This window comes from Aliiruegeria haliotis (assembly GCF_003003255.1).
Classification (GTDB): domain Bacteria; phylum Pseudomonadota; class Alphaproteobacteria; order Rhodobacterales; family Rhodobacteraceae; genus Tropicimonas; species Tropicimonas haliotis.
In genome coordinates, this window is record NZ_PVTD01000004.1 from 275,870 (window position 1) to 291,389 (window position 15,520).

Annotated in this window: 15 protein-coding genes and 1 tRNA gene; 7 read left to right on the forward strand and 9 right to left on the reverse strand. The window is 62.2% G+C overall.

Annotation, left to right across the window (positions count from 1 at the left end; all coding sequences use genetic code 11):
- Window positions 1-13: 13 nt before the first annotated feature.
- A complete protein-coding gene (gmd, locus tag CLV78_RS12630) occupies window positions 14-1,078 on the reverse strand; it encodes a GDP-mannose 4,6-dehydratase (RefSeq protein ID WP_106205174.1) in 1,065 nt (354 codons plus the stop codon).
- Between the two features lie 331 nt (window positions 1,079-1,409).
- On the opposite strand from gmd, the gene CLV78_RS12635 reads away from it, so the two are divergent.
- The gene (locus CLV78_RS12635) at window positions 1,410-2,393 is read left to right on the forward strand and encodes a phosphatase PAP2 family protein (RefSeq protein WP_158263516.1); all 984 of its coding nucleotides are present in this window, start codon (window positions 1,410-1,412) and stop codon (window positions 2,391-2,393) included.
- Between the two features lie 12 nt (window positions 2,394-2,405).
- On the opposite strand, the gene CLV78_RS12640 is transcribed toward CLV78_RS12635, so the two are convergent.
- A tRNA-Cys gene (locus CLV78_RS12640) sits at window positions 2,406-2,479 on the reverse strand.
- Between the two features lie 320 nt (window positions 2,480-2,799).
- Here CLV78_RS12640 and CLV78_RS12645 point away from each other — a divergent pair.
- Window positions 2,800-3,444, forward strand: a complete 645-nt coding sequence (locus CLV78_RS12645; RefSeq protein WP_106205176.1) for a TetR/AcrR family transcriptional regulator — start codon at window positions 2,800-2,802, stop codon at window positions 3,442-3,444.
- Window positions 3,445-3,447: 3 nt separating this feature from the next.
- On the opposite strand, the gene CLV78_RS12650 is transcribed toward CLV78_RS12645, so the two are convergent.
- The gene (locus tag CLV78_RS12650) at window positions 3,448-3,759 is read right to left on the reverse strand and encodes an ETC complex I subunit (protein ID WP_106205177.1); all 312 of its coding nucleotides are present in this window, start codon (window positions 3,757-3,759) and stop codon (window positions 3,448-3,450) included.
- Window positions 3,760-4,111: 352 nt separating this feature from the next.
- On the opposite strand from CLV78_RS12650, the gene uvrB reads away from it, so the two are divergent.
- From uvrB to CLV78_RS12670, 4 genes are all read left to right on the forward strand, one after another.
- Window positions 4,112-6,313: an excinuclease ABC subunit UvrB gene (gene uvrB, locus CLV78_RS12655; RefSeq protein WP_106205178.1), complete on the forward strand. Its 2,202-nt coding sequence runs from the start codon at window positions 4,112-4,114 to the stop codon at window positions 6,311-6,313.
- A gap of 157 nt (window positions 6,314-6,470) precedes the next feature.
- Window positions 6,471-6,683, forward strand: a complete 213-nt coding sequence (locus tag CLV78_RS12660) for a hypothetical protein (RefSeq protein ID WP_106205179.1) — start codon at window positions 6,471-6,473, stop codon at window positions 6,681-6,683.
- 102 nt (window positions 6,684-6,785) lie between these two features.
- Entirely contained in the window at window positions 6,786-7,508 is a 723-nt protein-coding gene (locus CLV78_RS12665; RefSeq protein WP_106205180.1) for a hypothetical protein, read from the forward strand.
- Window positions 7,509-7,662: 154 nt separating this feature from the next.
- Window positions 7,663-8,172, forward strand: a complete 510-nt coding sequence (locus CLV78_RS12670) for a YdcF family protein (RefSeq protein ID WP_245925029.1) — start codon at window positions 7,663-7,665, stop codon at window positions 8,170-8,172.
- Window positions 8,173-8,197: 25 nt separating this feature from the next.
- On the opposite strand, the gene CLV78_RS12675 is transcribed toward CLV78_RS12670, so the two are convergent.
- The 4 genes from CLV78_RS12675 to CLV78_RS12690 form a co-directional block, all read right to left on the reverse strand.
- Window positions 8,198-8,518, reverse strand: coding sequence for an antibiotic biosynthesis monooxygenase family protein (locus tag CLV78_RS12675; protein WP_106205182.1), 321 nt, complete (start codon window positions 8,516-8,518; stop codon window positions 8,198-8,200).
- Window positions 8,519-8,583: 65 nt separating this feature from the next.
- A complete protein-coding gene (locus CLV78_RS12680) occupies window positions 8,584-9,429 on the reverse strand; it encodes a DUF6206 family protein (RefSeq protein ID WP_106205183.1) in 846 nt (281 codons plus the stop codon).
- Window positions 9,430-9,522: 93 nt separating this feature from the next.
- Complete coding sequence (locus CLV78_RS12685) at window positions 9,523-9,930, reverse strand: universal stress protein (RefSeq protein ID WP_106205184.1); 408 nt, start codon at window positions 9,928-9,930, stop codon at window positions 9,523-9,525.
- Between the two features lie 75 nt (window positions 9,931-10,005).
- On the reverse strand, window positions 10,006-10,605 hold the full coding sequence (locus tag CLV78_RS12690; RefSeq protein ID WP_106205185.1) for a carboxymuconolactone decarboxylase family protein: 600 nt from the start codon (window positions 10,603-10,605) through the stop codon (window positions 10,006-10,008).
- Window positions 10,606-10,675: 70 nt separating this feature from the next.
- Here CLV78_RS12690 and CLV78_RS12695 point away from each other — a divergent pair, with 70 nt between their 5' ends.
- Window positions 10,676-11,176 carry a HugZ family pyridoxamine 5'-phosphate oxidase gene (locus CLV78_RS12695; RefSeq protein WP_106205266.1) on the forward strand — a complete coding sequence of 167 codons (501 nt, stop codon included), beginning with the start codon at window positions 10,676-10,678 and terminating at the stop codon, window positions 11,174-11,176.
- A gap of 4 nt (window positions 11,177-11,180) precedes the next feature.
- On the opposite strand, the gene CLV78_RS12700 is transcribed toward CLV78_RS12695, so the two are convergent.
- The gene (locus CLV78_RS12700; RefSeq protein ID WP_106205186.1) at window positions 11,181-11,756 is read right to left on the reverse strand and encodes a hypothetical protein; all 576 of its coding nucleotides are present in this window, start codon (window positions 11,754-11,756) and stop codon (window positions 11,181-11,183) included.
- A 110-nt stretch (window positions 11,757-11,866) separates the two neighbouring features.
- The gene (gene dnaE / locus CLV78_RS12705; protein ID WP_106205187.1) at window positions 11,867-15,328 is read right to left on the reverse strand and encodes a DNA polymerase III subunit alpha; all 3,462 of its coding nucleotides are present in this window, start codon (window positions 15,326-15,328) and stop codon (window positions 11,867-11,869) included.
- Window positions 15,329-15,520 lie beyond the last annotated feature (192 nt).

A 15,520-nucleotide genomic window follows, 5' to 3' on the forward strand; every position in this document is an offset into this window, starting at 1 on the left:
AGGCGAGCCCGCGTCAGCCATGCCGGTCCTTTCGCTCCTGTTCCTTTTGAACGACAGCAAGGTCGCTCTCCACCATCTCGGCGACCATCTGCTCCAGCGATGTCGTGGCGCTCCAGCCAAGCTTTTCCCTCGCTTTCGTCGGATCGCCGATCAGGAGGTCCACTTCCGTCGGGCGGAAGTACCGCGGATCGACCTCGACGAGCACCTCGTTGCTGCCAGCCCGGAGCCCCTTTTCATCGATCCCGCTGCCGGTCCACTCGATCGTTATACCCACCGCCTGCATGGCGGCCTCTACGAAGCTACGCACGGTCTGGGTCTGACCGGTGGCGAGAACAAAATCATCCGCCGTGTCTTGTTGAACAATCCGCCACATGCCTTCGACGTAGTCGCGCGCATGACCCCAATCCCGCTTGGCGTCGAGGTTGCCGAGGTAGAGACGCTCTTGCAGCCCAAGCGAAATCGCAGCCGCCGCCCTTGTGATCTTGCGCGTGACGAAGGTCTCCCCACGGAGCGGGCTCTCGTGATTGAACAGGATCCCGTTGGAAGCATGCATGCCATAGGCTTCGCGATAGTTCACCGTGATCCAGTAGGCGTAGAGCTTGGCCGCCGCGTAGGGAGACCTCGGGTAGAACGGCGTGTCCTCCCGCTGCGGTACAGCCTGCACGAGACCATAGAGTTCAGACGTGGAGGCCTGGTAGAAACGGCACGTTTTTTCCAACCCCAGGATCCGAATGGCTTCGAGCATCCGCAGCGTGCCGATACCATCGGCATTGGCCGTGTACTCCGGTGTCTCGAACGAGACCTGGACATGCGATTGTGCGGCCAGGTTGTAGATCTCGTCGGGCTGCACTTCCTGGACCAACCGGATCAGGTTCGTGGAGTCCGTCATATCACCGTAGTGCAGGTGGAATTTCACATCCTGTTCGTGTGGATCCTGATACAGGTGGTCGATCCGTGCCGAGTTAAAGGACGATGCCCGTCGTTTCACGCCGTGCACATTGTAGCCCTTGCCCAGCAGCAACTCCGAAAGATACGCGCCATCCTGTCCGGTCACGCCGGTAATGAGTGCAGTTTTCATCAGGTTCCAAATTCTCCGAACAATGGACTGAGAATGGGTCTACCTGTTGGACCTTGGCAGTCAACCACTCGATCCCGGTCCAGCGAGTGTTCGCGGCGGATGCCCATTCACCGATAGTCGGAGCAACCCGGCCCCCCGCCCCGCGCACGCGACATACATGATACATATGCCCGATATCCAATGTATCCGCCGATGGGCGCTGTGGCCATCGGCAGACAGGTCCCATATCCTCGGAAAGGCCGCGCCGGCTCCAGATTTGGCCCTATTTTCGTCGTCATTCTCCAATCTGATGGTTTCAGCAACAGACAGATCACCAGCAATCACCAAGCCTATGCGTGCATTTTTCCGTTTGTCCCTACTCTACCTCGTGTTCGCCATGGTCATGGTCGAACTGGTTCGGGGCGACGCGGTGGTCTCCATCGCTGTGGGTGGAATCGACACCGCAAGCGATTTCGCAAGTTCCTGGAAGGTGATCCTGATTCTGCTCGGCGTCACGGTAGCCGCCAGTGTGTTTGGGGGCCGGTCGCGGCGGCTGCACGCCCGGTTCGCGCGGCTGGGTCTTGCCCTTGTCGGAACCGTCATGTTCATGACGGCGTTTGGCTTGTTGAAGGTCCTGATGCCGGACATCGTGCCGTTCTACGCAGACCCCGCCCTGGCCGACTTCGATTCCTGGCTGCATGGCGGCGTCGATCCGTGGCGACTGACGCATGACTGGGCGGCCAGCTTGCCGATGCGTTGGATCGAGCCGCTGTACTTCCCTGTTTGGACCTCCCTGACGCTCTTCATGCCGGCAATTCTGGCATTGCTGGACCGCGACGAAGCCCGAGTGCGGAGGTTCCTGCTGCTTTGGGCCTTCGCCTGGATCGTTGTTGGCAATGTCTTTGCCCTTGGAGGGCTTTCCGTAGGGCCGGTGTTCTATGACCGACTTCTCGGCGGCGACCGGTTCGCCGACCTGACCACCGCCATCGACAACGGCATCTTCACCAGCCCCTTGTTCGAGATCGTGCAGGACAGCCTGTGGCGCTTCTACGTGGATGGAGAACAGATTCTTGGCTCAGGGATCTCCGCCTTCCCAAGCGTTCACGTGGCCACAGCATGCGTAACCATGCTCTACCTGTGCGAGCGTTTTCCGTGGTTGGCGCCGGTCGGAATCGTCTACCTCGCCGCGATCCAGTTCCTGTCTGTCTTTTCGGGCTACCACTACGCCGTGGATGGATACTTCTCCATCCTCGCGATGTTCGCCGCCTCCGAAGCGCTCCATCGGCTGGACAAGCCACGAAATGCATCGACGAGCGCTCGACCGTTGTCGCCATGAACCGGAATGGAGTGGAGGCGAGTACCGGAATCGAACCGGTGTACACGGATTTGCAATCCGCTGCGTCACCACTCCGCCAACTCGCCTCATCTGGCTCCGACACCACCGTTTGAAGCCGGAGTCCATGGCTCGCGAGGCCCATGCTCGGGGCATCCGGCTGGATGCACAGGGGCCCACGCAAGCGTGGTGTGGAGATCCACTTACTCGGAAGTCCTGACGGGTGCAACCGGGATTGTCGTGCCGAGGCGGTGCTTCGGGCCCCTGCCCACTTGCGGCCAACGCCGCTGGCGGCGGCGCGCGAAACACTCCAATGGCTCCTGATTCGTCCCTCGCGGACCCCAAAGAGATCGCAATTGCCTTCAAAGCGGACACAGCCTAGGGTTGAACGAAGTTCACGAGGTATTCTATGAACAGTTCCACCGACGCCCGCCGCGACGCGCTCCGCACTGCTCTGACCGATATTGCCGAGGAGCAGATTTCCAGGGCCGGATTGTCATCGCTCAAGGCGCGAAAGCTGGCAACGGATGCCGGATGCTCCGTCGGGGCGATCTACAACGTCTTTGACGATCTGACAGGCGTGGTCTTCGCCGTAAACAGTCGCACCTTCGCGTGCCTCGGCGAAACCATCAACGCGGCGCTGGCGTCCGAGAAAAACGCCACCGCGCAGGAAATGCTCGTCATCATGTCCCGCGCCTACCTGTCCTTCGCCACCGAGCACGAGACCTCATGGCGCTGTCTCTTCGAGCTGCCGGTCGGGTCCGAGGACAACGTTCCGGACTGGTACCTGAAGGAGATGAACGACCTCTTTGCGTTGGTCAGCGCGCCATTGCGAGAGATCTATTCCGACCTTCCGGAAGAGGACATCCAGTTGCTCGCCCGCGCCCTTTTCTCGTCGGTTCACGGCATTGTTCAACTGGGACTGGACCGGCGGCTGTCGGGCGTCCCGGTGCCTCAGATCGAGCGCATGATCGAACTCGTTCTTTTGAACCTGTCCTCGCCGGGCGGTACCACCTCCAACCAGAACGCACCAGGGGATGCCGATCTTGCCTAGCGGTCAGTGTGTCCAGGTGCCGCGCCGGTTCGTGGCGAAGTTCTCGCCATAGCCATTCTGTCGGATGACAGGTTTACGCTTCTTCGGCTCCACGACGATGAAATCGATCCCGTGGTCGCGGGCATAGTCGACCGCCGCCTCCTTGCTGTCGAAGCGGAGCCGGACCTGGCTGCTTGTGTCGCTGCTGCCGGTCCACCCCATCAGCGGATCGACCTCGCGCGCCTGTGCGGGAACCATTTCCAGCAACCAGACCTTCGTCCGTCCGGTGCCTGACTGCATGGCATTCTTGGCTGGCTGATAGATACGCGCACGCATGAGCGGTCTCCCCTCGTCTGACACCGCTGGTTATCGCCAAGCATGCTTGTCTCTGCAAGAGGCCAATCTGTCCCGGCCCGTCGGAAACGGTTGCCAGCCGGACTGAGGGAGCGGGGGTAATGAGGGGCGTGTCGGCTGGCAACCGGTCTGCTGCGTATAACTACCGTAGGGTCAAGTCACCCGAATCGCCAAAACCATTATCCACAGATCGGCACAAATACGCCGAAATGAGAAAAACTGTTGACCCGTTAACCGCTTACGTTCGAGACCAACCCGCCTTGCGGTCGTCGCGCCGGGATGGGACAAGAACAAAAGCAGACCGATGCCCGCCCGCAGTGAGAGTGAGTCGCCGATGCCCTACGCCCATTCCGACACGTCCACACCCGTCCTGCACAGCCCCGCACCAAGGGTGGAGGAGCGGGAGAAGCTCGAAGGCGGCAAGGCATTCGTGATGCACGCGGAGTTCGAACCCGCGGGCGACCAACCGACCGCGATCCGCGAAATCGTCGAGCAGGTCGGGGAGGGTGAGCGAAACCAGGTCCTTCTCGGCGCGACCGGAACCGGCAAGACCTTCACCATGGCCAAGGTGATCGAAGAAACCCAGCGACCGGCGATCATTCTTGCACCCAACAAGACGCTCGCGGCTCAGCTCTACGGAGAGTTCAAGAAGTTCTTCCCGGAGAACGCGGTCGAGTACTTCGTCAGCTACTACGACTATTACCAACCCGAAGCCTACGTCGCCCGCTCGGACACCTATATCGAGAAGGAGTCCCAGATCAACGAGCAGATCGACCGGATGCGCCACTCGGCGACCCGCGCCCTGCTTGAACGCGACGACGTGATCATCGTCGCGTCCGTGTCCTGCATCTATGGTATCGGTTCGGTAGAGACCTACGGAGCGATGACGCAGGACCTGCATGTCGGCAAGGAATACGACCAGCGCAAGGTCATGGCAGACCTCGTGGCGCAGCAGTATCGCCGCAACGATCAGGGCTTCCAGCGCGGCTCGTTCCGTGTCCGCGGTGACGTCCTTGAGATCTGGCCAGCGCACCTTGAGGATCGCGCCTGGCGTCTGAGCTTTTTCGGCGAAGAACTCGAAGCGTTGACAGAGTTCGACCCGCTGACCGGCGAGAAGACGGACACGTTTGAACGCATCAGGGTCTACGCGAACTCGCACTACGTGACGCCCAAACCGACGATGAAACAGGCCATCGACGGCATCAAGAAGGAGTTGAAGCAGCGTCTGAACCAGCTCGTGGACGAGGGCAAGCTGCTGGAAGCGCAGCGGCTGGAGCAACGCACGAACTTCGATCTGGAGATGCTGGAGGCCACGGGGGTCTGCAACGGGATCGAGAACTATTCCCGCTACCTCACCGGTCGGGCACCCGGCGAACCGCCCCCCACCCTGTTCGAGTTCATCCCCGATCATGCGATCGTCTTCGCGGATGAATCGCACGTGAGCGTGCCGCAGATCGGCGGCATGTACCGGGGCGACTACCGGCGAAAGTTCACGCTGGCCGAACACGGGTTCCGGCTGCCGTCCTGCATGGACAACCGCCCGCTCAAGTTCGAGGAATGGGACGCCATGCGCCCTCAATCGGTCTTCGTGTCCGCCACGCCGGCCGCCTGGGAACTGGATCAGACGGGCGGTGTCTTTACCGAACAGGTGATCCGCCCCACGGGGCTTCTCGATCCGGAGGTGGAGATTCGCCCGGTCGAAACCCAGGTCGACGACGTTCTGGATGAGATCCGCCGGGTGTCGGCGGCCGGGTATCGAACACTTGTGACCACGCTGACAAAGCGGATGGCCGAGGACCTGACGGAATACCTGCACGAGCAGGGCATCCGCGTACGCTACATGCATTCCGACATCGACACGATCGAGCGGATCGAGATCCTGCGCGACCTGCGGCTGGGCGCCTTCGACGTCCTTGTCGGGATCAACCTGCTGCGCGAAGGGCTCGACATCCCCGAATGCGGTCTCGTTGCCATTCTTGATGCCGACAAGGAGGGTTTCCTGCGCTCGGAGACCTCTCTCATCCAGACCATTGGCCGCGCGGCACGGAACGCGGACGGGCGGGTGATCATGTATGCGGACCGGGTCACCGGCTCGATGGAACGGGCACTGAAAGAGACCGAACGCCGACGCGCCAAGCAGATCGCCTACAACGAGGAACACGGCATCACCCCCGAGACAGTGAAGAAAAACGTCGAGGACATCCTGCAAGGGTTGTACCAGGGCGATGTCGACATGGCGCGGGTCACAGCGAAAGTCGATGCGCCGATGCACGGTGCCAACCTCGAGGCGCATCTCGACGGACTGCGGGAGCAGATGCGCAAGGCGGCTGAGAACCTCGAATTCGAGGAGGCCGCCCGGATGCGGGACGAGATCAAGCGACTGGAAGCTGTCGACCTTGCCATTGCCGACGATCCGCTCGCGCGGCAATCGGTCGTTGAACAGGCGGTCGAAGACGCGCAGACGCGCGAGGGGCGGTCCACAGCCGGTCGCCCCGGTCAGCGGGGCGGGGTGAAACGCCGTAAACGCGGTAGATAGGCGGTCAGGCGTTCTCTCAAATTCGAGACATTTGGCAACCGCCTGTTAACGTCTCGAAAACCGAGGCGTGGAAGATTTCTCAGGGCGAAGACGACACCGCCCCAAGGCGTCCCCTGTCGGGATTCGCGGTGTATTTGCAGGCCCGGGAGGCAGTCCAATGGGAATTCTTCTTCTCTCCATCATGGTCGCTTTGACGACCACTGCTGTGTGCGCCTTGCAAGGCATGGGCGTGTTTCTGCTCCTCGGGATCTATGTCGGCAGCGGAATGCTGACCACGACCCTCCTCGCCGCTTTCGTGCTTGCGCGTGGGGCATTGCAACGACCGGGAATGCCCAATACCGGCCATTCGCCAACCCAGCTGCCGGGATAGCAGCACTGTCTCCGGCCGACAGCGCGCCGCCACATCGCCGACAGCCATGGCGGGACTGGCAGAATTAAGGTCACGTTAATCAAGTTGCACGAAATCGGGAGCATGGTCCTGCTCCGGTTCATTCTGTGCCTGGTTCTTCTGGGAGTTGCGCTACCGGCGGAGGCAGGTGGCGCTTGGCCACGGGGGAAAGGCAAGTTCTTTGGTTCACTTACCTGGTCGAGTTGGGGCGAATACGCGGGCTACATCGCCGCTCTGACCGGCCAAAGCACTACCACACCACTGGAAAGCACCGAAGAAATCGGGACCTATTTCGAATATGGGCTCTCGGACAGGCTCACCTTTGGATTGGATGGGTATCACCGCCCGGCGGCAACGACGGGGTCCACAATCCTGTTTCTTCGCGCCGCGCTCGCCCCGGCTTCCGGACCCAATCGCTACAGCACGGAAATCGGGGTCGGAACCATCCGGGACGGGCCGGGCACCGGGCAACAGGTCATACGCGCCGGCCTCGCATGGGGGCGAGGCTACGAGAGCCGGTTCGGCAACGGCTGGGCGGAAGTGGATGCGAAAGTCGGACATGTGTCGGAGGACGCCGTGTTTTACTACAAGGCCGACGCGACGCTGGGACTGAACCGAACCGATCGGAACACGTGGATCCTTCAACTCCAGCTCGGCGCAATCGACGACAATCCGGGATATGCCCGCCTCGCACCTTCCCTAGTGCGACGGCTCGGCAATCGCTTCAGCGTTGAGGCAGGGCTACTCGCCGGGGTGCAGAACGACAACAGCGCCGGCCTCAAGCTCGGTGGTTGGCTCGATTTCTGATCAGCGAAGCCGGTGGCACTGATTGTGAGCACCGAAGCTTGCTCTTGTCCCTGCGTCGGGCGTGGCGGCGCACTGCTGAAATGCTACACTGCACTGGCCGGGCGGCGGGAGACGCAGGCACGGTCCAGACAGCAGCAAACGAACGGGAGCAACAGTGACAGCAGACCCATCCGCTGCCCCCGTGTGTCGGGCAGCACTTGTTCTCGGTGCCAAGGTTTGGCCCGGCGGTCGCCCCTCTCCGGCACTTCGCCGTCGCGCCGAGCATGCGGCTGGCATTTTCCGCGCCGGCGACGTCGAGGTGATCCTTGCTTGCGGCGGTCTCGGCGAGCACCCTCCCAGCGAGGCCAGGCTGATCATGGAGATCTGCGCGGACGCTGGCGTCCCACCGCAGGCAATCATCCTGGAAGATCAATCCACGACAACGCTTGAGAATATCCGGAATGCCGCCCGTATTCTCGCCACGCTGGACATCGACACCGCTGTCATCGTGACCAACGACTACCACGCCCCCCGCGCGCGGCTCACCGCGCGTCGTTTCGGGCTCAGGGCTTCGTCCTCATCGCCTACCAACTCGGGCGTCTCGCGCCGCACGCTCTGGCTCGGGCGTCTGCGCGAGGTTCCGGCATACATCTACTACGCGTTGCGACCATGGCCCTCTGCCTGAAGAGCCCGTGGCGCGGCGACCTGTTTTATCCGTAGGCTTCCACAACGTCATACATTACCGGCTCGAAGCTGCGGCACAACGCGTTGAACCGGCGGGTGCGTTCGCGCATTTCCGGGCTGCGAAGCATGGCCTGAAAATCCTCGCGCCGTTTCCATTGTGAGTAGTTGGCAATTCGCGTCTGCGCGTCGTTCACATGCAACCCGGCACCGACGAAGCCGGGTTGCCGGGAAATGAAGTTTTCATAGGCATCGACCAGCTCCTCCATCAGGTCCTGGCAGGTGCCGGGCGTCATCTCGAATGTGGTGATAACGGTCTGGCAGGTCTCGGCTTTGGAAATCGTCAGCATGGCTCACTCCCTGTCTTCACCCGAAGCCTAGCACGGCAGGCCGGACGAGAAAGGGATTTCGCACCTCAGATGTTGGGTTCTCCCTGCAATCGCAGCAGTTTCCGGAATGCCGTCCAGTAGCCCGGCAGTTGCGGCGGCGCCTGCATTCCCGCGATACTCTCTTCCGCGTATTCGCCCATTCGGCGTCCCGCAAAGTCTCGCCCCCAGGACAGGAACGCCTCCGCATCGTCGGGCCGTAGCCGGCAGGCACTCCCGACCAGCCCGATCAGGGTTTCGGCCGGCGAATACCACTCGTCCTGGATCCCGGTCACACGCCGGCGAAGCAACGGCCCGATCATCCGAATGGCCCGGTTGCCGGAATAGGTAATGAGCAACTCGCCCAGTTCCTCGCGAGAATAGCCGATCAGCGGCGGAAAGGTGTCAAAGAAGACCCCCTTGCCGTCGATCACCGCAAGGTTGCGGATCGACGGATGGAACCCGACGCGTTGGGGATGATCCTTCACCGAGAGCCAGAATGTGGCGATCACGTCGCCCGCCGCCTCCATCAGTGGCACCGCCTCGTCGAGGGAGGCCGCGATCATCTGGGGCCGCATGAGGCCCGCCTCTGGCAACGCCTGCTGGACGATGACCGGCACCTTTTCTCCCCGCGACTCGACGAAGTGGAACTCGGTCTCGGGAAGCGCGACACCGCAATCCTGCAACACCTGAACATAGTCGCCATGGGCCTCCGCCAGCCGGTCAAGCTGGGCGTCGGATGCGTTCGAGCGATAGACCTTGATGACCCTGTCGGCGAAGGGGCCGTCCGCGGGACGGAACGGCGCACAGAAATACCCAAGTTTCGAGATCGGCTCACCCTGAACGGTCTTGCCCGCCTCGATCAGGTCCCTGAGCTCGCTTTCGCTGCCTCGCATACTGGCCTCCGTCCGTTCCGGAGGGTCCAAACGCCCACCGCGGCGGACCATATCCGCCGCGGCAGGGATTGGAAACAGGATCCGGTGAGCGCCTCAGCGGACGACATGCACCGCGCAACGGGCGTGGCGCACAACGCGCGCCGCGGTCGACCCGAGGAAGAAGTCCTGCATGCCGGGGCGGTGCGACGCGATAATGATGCAATCGGCTTTCACCTCGTCGGCATAGTCGAGGATGGTCCGCGCGGAATGGCCTTCCACGACGACCACTTCGGCATTCCCGACGCCTTCGGCCAACGCGGCCAACCCACCGGTGATATCGTCCCGTGCCTTGTCGAGGTGATCGGCGGGCAGATACTCCGTGGCATATTGCGGAAGGTGCTCCATCACATGCAGAAGCGTGATCTTCCCACCCTCTGCACGGATTGCCTGTGCAATCTCCATGGATTCGCGTGCATTGCGGTCCGCCTCGAAGGAAACGGGGACAAGAATGTTGCTGTACATCGTGCAATTTCTCCTTGGTTGGCGTCAGGTTAGCGCGGTTCGACGCCGCTTTCCTTGATTCAGGTCAGGGGAGGTTCAGGAAGTGTGCTTCCCGATCTCCCACCCGGTGTTCTCGACCAACAGCCTTTCGGCGGTCTGAACCGGCAGATCCTCCAGCGCGGAACCCATGGAATCATTCCAGCGGTTGAGATACCCGAAGAGCGCGACTACGCCCATGATTTCCACGATATCGCCCTCCTCCCAATGTGCTTGCAAGTCCGCCTCGATCTCGGGCGTGACCGCGTTGGGCACCTGGCTGGCGCCATGGGCAAAGGCTAGCGCGGCCTTCTCGGCCGGGCTGAAATGGGGGCTGTCGGCGAAGTTCCAGACATCGTCCAGACGTTCCGCGCTCGCCCCGAAGCGTTCGGATGCGAGGATCATGTGCGCCTGGCAATAGCGGCAGCCCGAGGCAAAGCTGGACACATAGCCAAGCAGCCGCTTGAACTCCGGAGTAACGGCCCCGTGGCTCGTCATCACCGCGATGTTGAGATTGGTGAAAGCCCGTGCGAGGTCCGGCCGGTGCGACATCGTTCGGACGGAGTTGGGCACCACGCCAAGCGGTCCCTTGAAGAACTGAACCTCCTCCCGAAGCCCCGGTTCGATCTCTTCCTCGTCCAGCGGCCTGACGATCGCCATGCGCGTCCTCCCTTGTCCTCGTCTCTCCCGGCGCTAACCTGCGATGCATTCCAACCCGGCGCAAGACACCATGAGCGAAAAGAAAATCGATCCGATCCGACCCACCGATGCAGAGGCGCGTTCCCTTGCGAAGGAACTGTTGCGCGGAGCCGGCTTCGCAGCGCTCGGTGTGCTGGATCCAGAAACCGGCAGCCCGATGGTGACCCGTGTGGCCATCGGCACGGACTTCGACGGTGCGCCGGTCACGCTGGTTTCCTCGCTGTCGCAACATACCACCGCGCTCCGCGCGAATGCCGCCTGCTCCGTGTTGGTCGGCGAGCCCGCGTCGAAGGGCGACCCGCTCACCCACCCGCGCCTGACCGTGCAATGCAAAGCGCGTTTCATCTCGCGCGAGGACCCGGGACACGAGCCGTTGCGGGAAAGGTGGCTGGCGCACCATCCCAAGGCAAAGCTATACATCGACTTCGGGGATTTCGGGTTCGTGCGGCTGGAGGTGGAACGCGCGTTCCTCAACGGAGGCTTCGGCAAGGCTTACGTCCTCACCGCTGCCGACCTTGGCCTGACGGGCTGAGTAGCTATTTCTCGGACACAGCCTTCAGCCGGCCGCCGCTCATCAGCAGTTCCAGGCGCCGGGAGTTGCCAGCGCTCTGGTACACATCGACGAAGACTGCCTTCCGCGACATCTTCTTCACACCGCTGCGCTTGCAGGCCTTCTTTGCGCTGCCGCACGTGCTGGCCCGCATCCGCGCATATGCCAGGTCCGTTGCGGCTCCGGTGGGTTTCAGGCCGACGGGGCCGTAGTGGACCATCTCGTAGAGTTCCACCGACCCGAACATCGCCACGGCACCGCGCAGCTTGCGCGGGCACCCGTCGCCGAAACCGCTCAGGTAGAAATCCCTCACGCCCGTGCTGCCGGGCGCCGTGTCGTAGAGCTTCCACTTGCCCGGGCCCTTCTCGACCACCTTGCCAAGCGATTTTCCGCGGACGCCGCACGCCTTGGCAACTGGCCCCTGTTCGACAACCGTCGGGGCCTTGGTGGAGGCCCGGAACAGCTTTCCAATACCTTTCTGTTCCGCCGCTCCGGGGATTGGAGCGAGGAAAACAAGGCACGACAGAGCACAGACCCGCGCAAGGGCAGCGGAAAAGGGCATGGGGAAACCTCGTGAATGGAATGGCAAGTCGGATAGCGACCGTCAGATCATCAGGCAAGTGCGACGTCGTCGCCCCCCTACACCCGGCAATTTTCCGCCAACTCCCTCGCCTAGCGCGAATAAAGCTCTTCGACGTCGAGCACGCCCTGAACCGCCTTTAGCGCGCCTCGCACTTGCGGGCTCACCGGAAGGTCCGCGCCGATCTCCAGGTCCACTTCCCCCGGAAGTGCCGGGTCCATCAGTGTCAACAGGATCGGCCCTTTCATGCGCACTTGTCCCGCCTCGACCGTCCGCGACAGGATCGAGCGGACGGTCGACACCGCGTTGCTGTCGTTGATGAACAACCGCAATCCGCCGCCCCCACCTGCGCCTGAACTGGCTTCCTGGTCGATCGGCCGCGCGCCTTTGCACAACAGCTTCAACTGTTCGGCTTCGTATGTCGCCTCTGCCGTGATCACGACGTTCTGGCCCGCCTCGAGATGCTCGCGCGATTTCTCCAACGTTTCCGAGAAGACCGTCACCTCGTACAGGCCGGACGGGTCCGAGAGTTGGACGAAGGCAAACCGGTTGCCGCGCGCCGATTTCCGCTCCTGCTTTGCAGCGACGGTCCCGGCCATCTTCACGACCGCCGCGCCGGATTTGACCAGTTCCTCGACCTGCGCCAGCGTCTGAATACCCTTGCGCTTCAATACGCCCATATAGTCGTCCAGCGGGTGCCCGGAGAGGTAGAAACCGATGGCCACATGTTCCTCGCCCAACCGCTCCGCGGGAAGCCAGTCGACAACCTGGGCCAGCTTCGGCTCCGGCAGGTCCTCCCCGGCTTCGCCAAAGAGCGAGACCTGGTTGGAGTTTCGCTGCTCATGGATGGCCGCGGAATAGGCGACGAGCGCATCAAGCGATTTCAGAACCCGCTGGCGGTTACGATCCAGAACGTCGAAAGCACCGGCTCGCGCCAGCATTTCCAGCGGTCGTTTCCCGACATGCTTGAGATCCACACGGCGCGCGAGATCAAAAAGCGTCACGAAGGCCTTGTCACCTCGCCCCTCCACGATCAGGTGCATCGCTTCGTGGCCCACATTCTTCAGCGCGGCCAGGGCGTAGACGATCTTCCCTTCCTTCACAGAGAACGTCTCGATTGAGCGATTGATGCAGGGCGGCACGATCTCGATCTCCAGCCCGCGGCGGACCTCCTCCGCATAGACGGAGAGCTTGTCTGTCAGGTGGATATCGCAGTTCATGATGCCGGCCATGAACTCGACCGGGTAGTTCGCCTTCAGGTAGGCCGTCTGGTAGGACACGACCGCATAGGCCGCCGCGTGGGACTTGTTGAAGCCGTAGTTGGCGAATTTCTCCAGCAGATCGAAGACTTCGCTAGCCTTCTTTTTGTCGACGCCGTTCTCACCTGCGCCCTTTTCGAATTTCGGGCGTTCGGCGTCCATCGCCTCCTTGATCTTCTTGCCCATGGCGCGGCGCAGCAGGTCAGCGCCGCCGAGGCTGTAGCCCGCCATGACCTGCGCGATCTGCATCACCTGTTCCTGGTAGACGATGATACCCTGTGTCTCTTCCAGGATGTGGTCGATCAGCGGATGAACGGATTCCCGCTCCTTTACCCCGTTCTTGACCTCGCAATAGGTCGGGATGTTCTCCATCGGGCCGGGTCGGTAGAGCGCCACCAACGCCACGATATCCTCGATGCAGGTGGGCTTCATCCGCCGGAGCGCGTCCATCATGCCCGAGCTTTCCACCTGGAACACCGCAACGGTCTTGGCTGCGGCATAGAGGTCGTAGGTCGGCTTGTCGTCGAGCGGGATATGGTCGATGTCGATCTCCACCCCGCGCTGTTTCAGCAGATCCAGCGCATTCTGGATAACCGTCAGTGTCTTCAGCCCGAGAAAGTCGAACTTCACCAATCCCGCCTGTTCGACCCATTTCATGTTGAACTGGGTCGCGGGCATGTCTGACCGCGGATCCTGATAGAGCGGCACGAGCTCATCGAGCGGCCGGTCCCCGATCACGACACCCGCCGCATGGGTCGAGGCATTCCTGAGCAACCCCTCGACTTGCTGGCCATAGGTCAGCAACCGGTCCACGACCTCCTCGTTCCTGGCTTCCTCGCGCAGGCGTTCCTCGGTGGCCAGCGCCTTCTCGATGGAAACCGGCTTCACGCCTTCCACCGGGATCATCTTGGAGAGGCGGTCCACCTGGCCAAACGGCATCTGCAGGACACGTCCGATATCCCGAACCGCGGCCTTGGACAGCAGCGCGCCAAACGTGATGATCTGGCCGACCTTGTCGTGACCGTATTTCTCCTGCACGTAGTGGATCACCTCCTCCCGGCGATCCATGCAGAAGTCGATGTCGAAGTCGGGCATCGACACCCGTTCGGGATTCAGGAACCGCTCGAACAGAAGCGAATACCGCAGCGGGTCGAGGTTGGTAATCGTCAGCGCATAGGCCACGAGGGAGCCCGCACCGGAACCCCGGCCCGGACCGACCGGGATGTCATGTTCCTTCGCCCACTTGATGAAGTCCGCAACGATGAGGAAATACCCGGGGAACCCCATGGACTCGATGATGCCGAGTTCAAACTCCAGCCGGTCGTTGTATTCCTCAACGCTCGCGGCATGCGGGATCACGGCCAGCCGCTTTTCAAGCCCCTCATGGGCCTGCCGGCGGAGTTCCTCCACCTCGTCCTCAGCGAAGGTGGGCAGGATTGGATCGCGCCGCTCGGAGACCACCCAACAGCGCTGCGCGATCTCCACCGTGTTCTCGATCGCCTCCGGCAGGTCGGCAAAAAGCGCCGCCATCTCGTCCGGCGTCTTCAGGTAGTGCTGTGGGGTCAGCCGCCGACGCTCCTGCTGCTGATCCACATAGGCGCCTTCGGCGATGCAGATCAGGGCGTCATGGGCCTCGTAGAATTTCGGCTTCGGAAAGTAGACGTCGTTGGTCGCAACCAGCGGCAGATCGAGCGCGTAGGCCGTTTCGACGAAGAACTTCTCGGTCCGCGTTTCGGCATCTGGCAGGCCGTCCTCGCCGGGATGCCGTTGCAACTCGACATAAAAGCGGTTCGGATAGGCAGCAGCCAGGCGTTTCAGAAGGTCGAGCGCCTTCGGCTCCTGCCCGGCCCGCACCATCCGCCCAAGCGCCCCATCCGGCCCACCTGACAGGCAGATCACACCTTCGGAGTATTGCTCCAACTCGTCCGCCGTCACGTGCGGCAACTGGTGATCTCCGCGAAGGTACAGGCAGGAGTTCAGCTTGAGCAGGTTCTCGTAGCCCGCTTCGTCCTGTGCCAGCAGCACGATCGGCGCCGGCGGCACCTGCCGTTGCCCGGGAATCACCGGCTCGTATTCCAGATCGACCTGGCACCCCATGATCGGCTGGATCCCCGCGCCGGCCGCCGTCACCGAAAACTCCAGCGCGGCGAACATGTTGTTGGTGTCTGTCACCGCAACCGCCGGCATGCCCATGTCGCGGCACAGGCCGGGCAGCTTCTTGGTGCGGATCGCCCCTTCGAGGAGCGAGTATTCCGTGTGAAGGCGAAGATGGATGAATCGTGGGGCGCTGCTCATTCCCCGACCCTAAACGCCGGAACGAAGCAGGAAAACCGGGCGCCGGGCACCTTTCTGTGGAAAAGTCCCAAGGCCCTCTCTGTGCAGGGTATTCTGCCTCCGGATCGGCTACTCACGCGAAGCCCCGGATCGGCGCTCAAATTGTGGGCAGATGCGGCTTCAATGGGCGCAATCGGGCCGGGCCGCTTGCAA

Excerpts from the sequence above, each read along its gene's own strand:
- CLV78_RS12690 (WP_106205185.1), bottom strand. The coding sequence starts at position 10,605 with ATGGCGATCGTCAGGCCGCTGGACGAGGAAGAGATCGAACCGGGGCTT.
- CLV78_RS12680 (WP_106205183.1), bottom strand. The coding sequence starts at position 9,429 with ATGCGAGGCAGCGAAAGCGAGCTCAGGGACCTGATCGAGGCGGGCAAG.
- CLV78_RS12635 (WP_158263516.1), top strand. The coding sequence starts at position 1,410 with ATGCGTGCATTTTTCCGTTTGTCCCTACTCTACCTCGTGTTCGCCATG.
- CLV78_RS12645 (WP_106205176.1), top strand. The coding sequence starts at position 2,800 with ATGAACAGTTCCACCGACGCCCGCCGCGACGCGCTCCGCACTGCTCTG.
- CLV78_RS12665 (WP_106205180.1), top strand. The coding sequence starts at position 6,786 with ATGGTCCTGCTCCGGTTCATTCTGTGCCTGGTTCTTCTGGGAGTTGCG.
- CLV78_RS12650 (WP_106205177.1), bottom strand. The coding sequence starts at position 3,759 with ATGCGTGCGCGTATCTATCAGCCAGCCAAGAATGCCATGCAGTCAGGC.
- CLV78_RS12685 (WP_106205184.1), bottom strand. The coding sequence starts at position 9,930 with ATGTACAGCAACATTCTTGTCCCCGTTTCCTTCGAGGCGGACCGCAAT.
- dnaE (WP_106205187.1), bottom strand. The coding sequence starts at position 15,328 with ATGAGCAGCGCCCCACGATTCATCCATCTTCGCCTTCACACGGAATAC.
- CLV78_RS12695 (WP_106205266.1), top strand. The coding sequence starts at position 10,676 with ATGAGCGAAAAGAAAATCGATCCGATCCGACCCACCGATGCAGAGGCG.
- CLV78_RS12660 (WP_106205179.1), top strand. The coding sequence starts at position 6,471 with ATGGGAATTCTTCTTCTCTCCATCATGGTCGCTTTGACGACCACTGCT.
- uvrB (WP_106205178.1), top strand. The coding sequence starts at position 4,112 with ATGCCCTACGCCCATTCCGACACGTCCACACCCGTCCTGCACAGCCCC.
- CLV78_RS12700 (WP_106205186.1), bottom strand. The coding sequence starts at position 11,756 with ATGCCCTTTTCCGCTGCCCTTGCGCGGGTCTGTGCTCTGTCGTGCCTT.
- CLV78_RS12675 (WP_106205182.1), bottom strand. The coding sequence starts at position 8,518 with ATGCTGACGATTTCCAAAGCCGAGACCTGCCAGACCGTTATCACCACA.
- gmd (WP_106205174.1), bottom strand. The coding sequence starts at position 1,078 with ATGAAAACTGCACTCATTACCGGCGTGACCGGACAGGATGGCGCGTAT.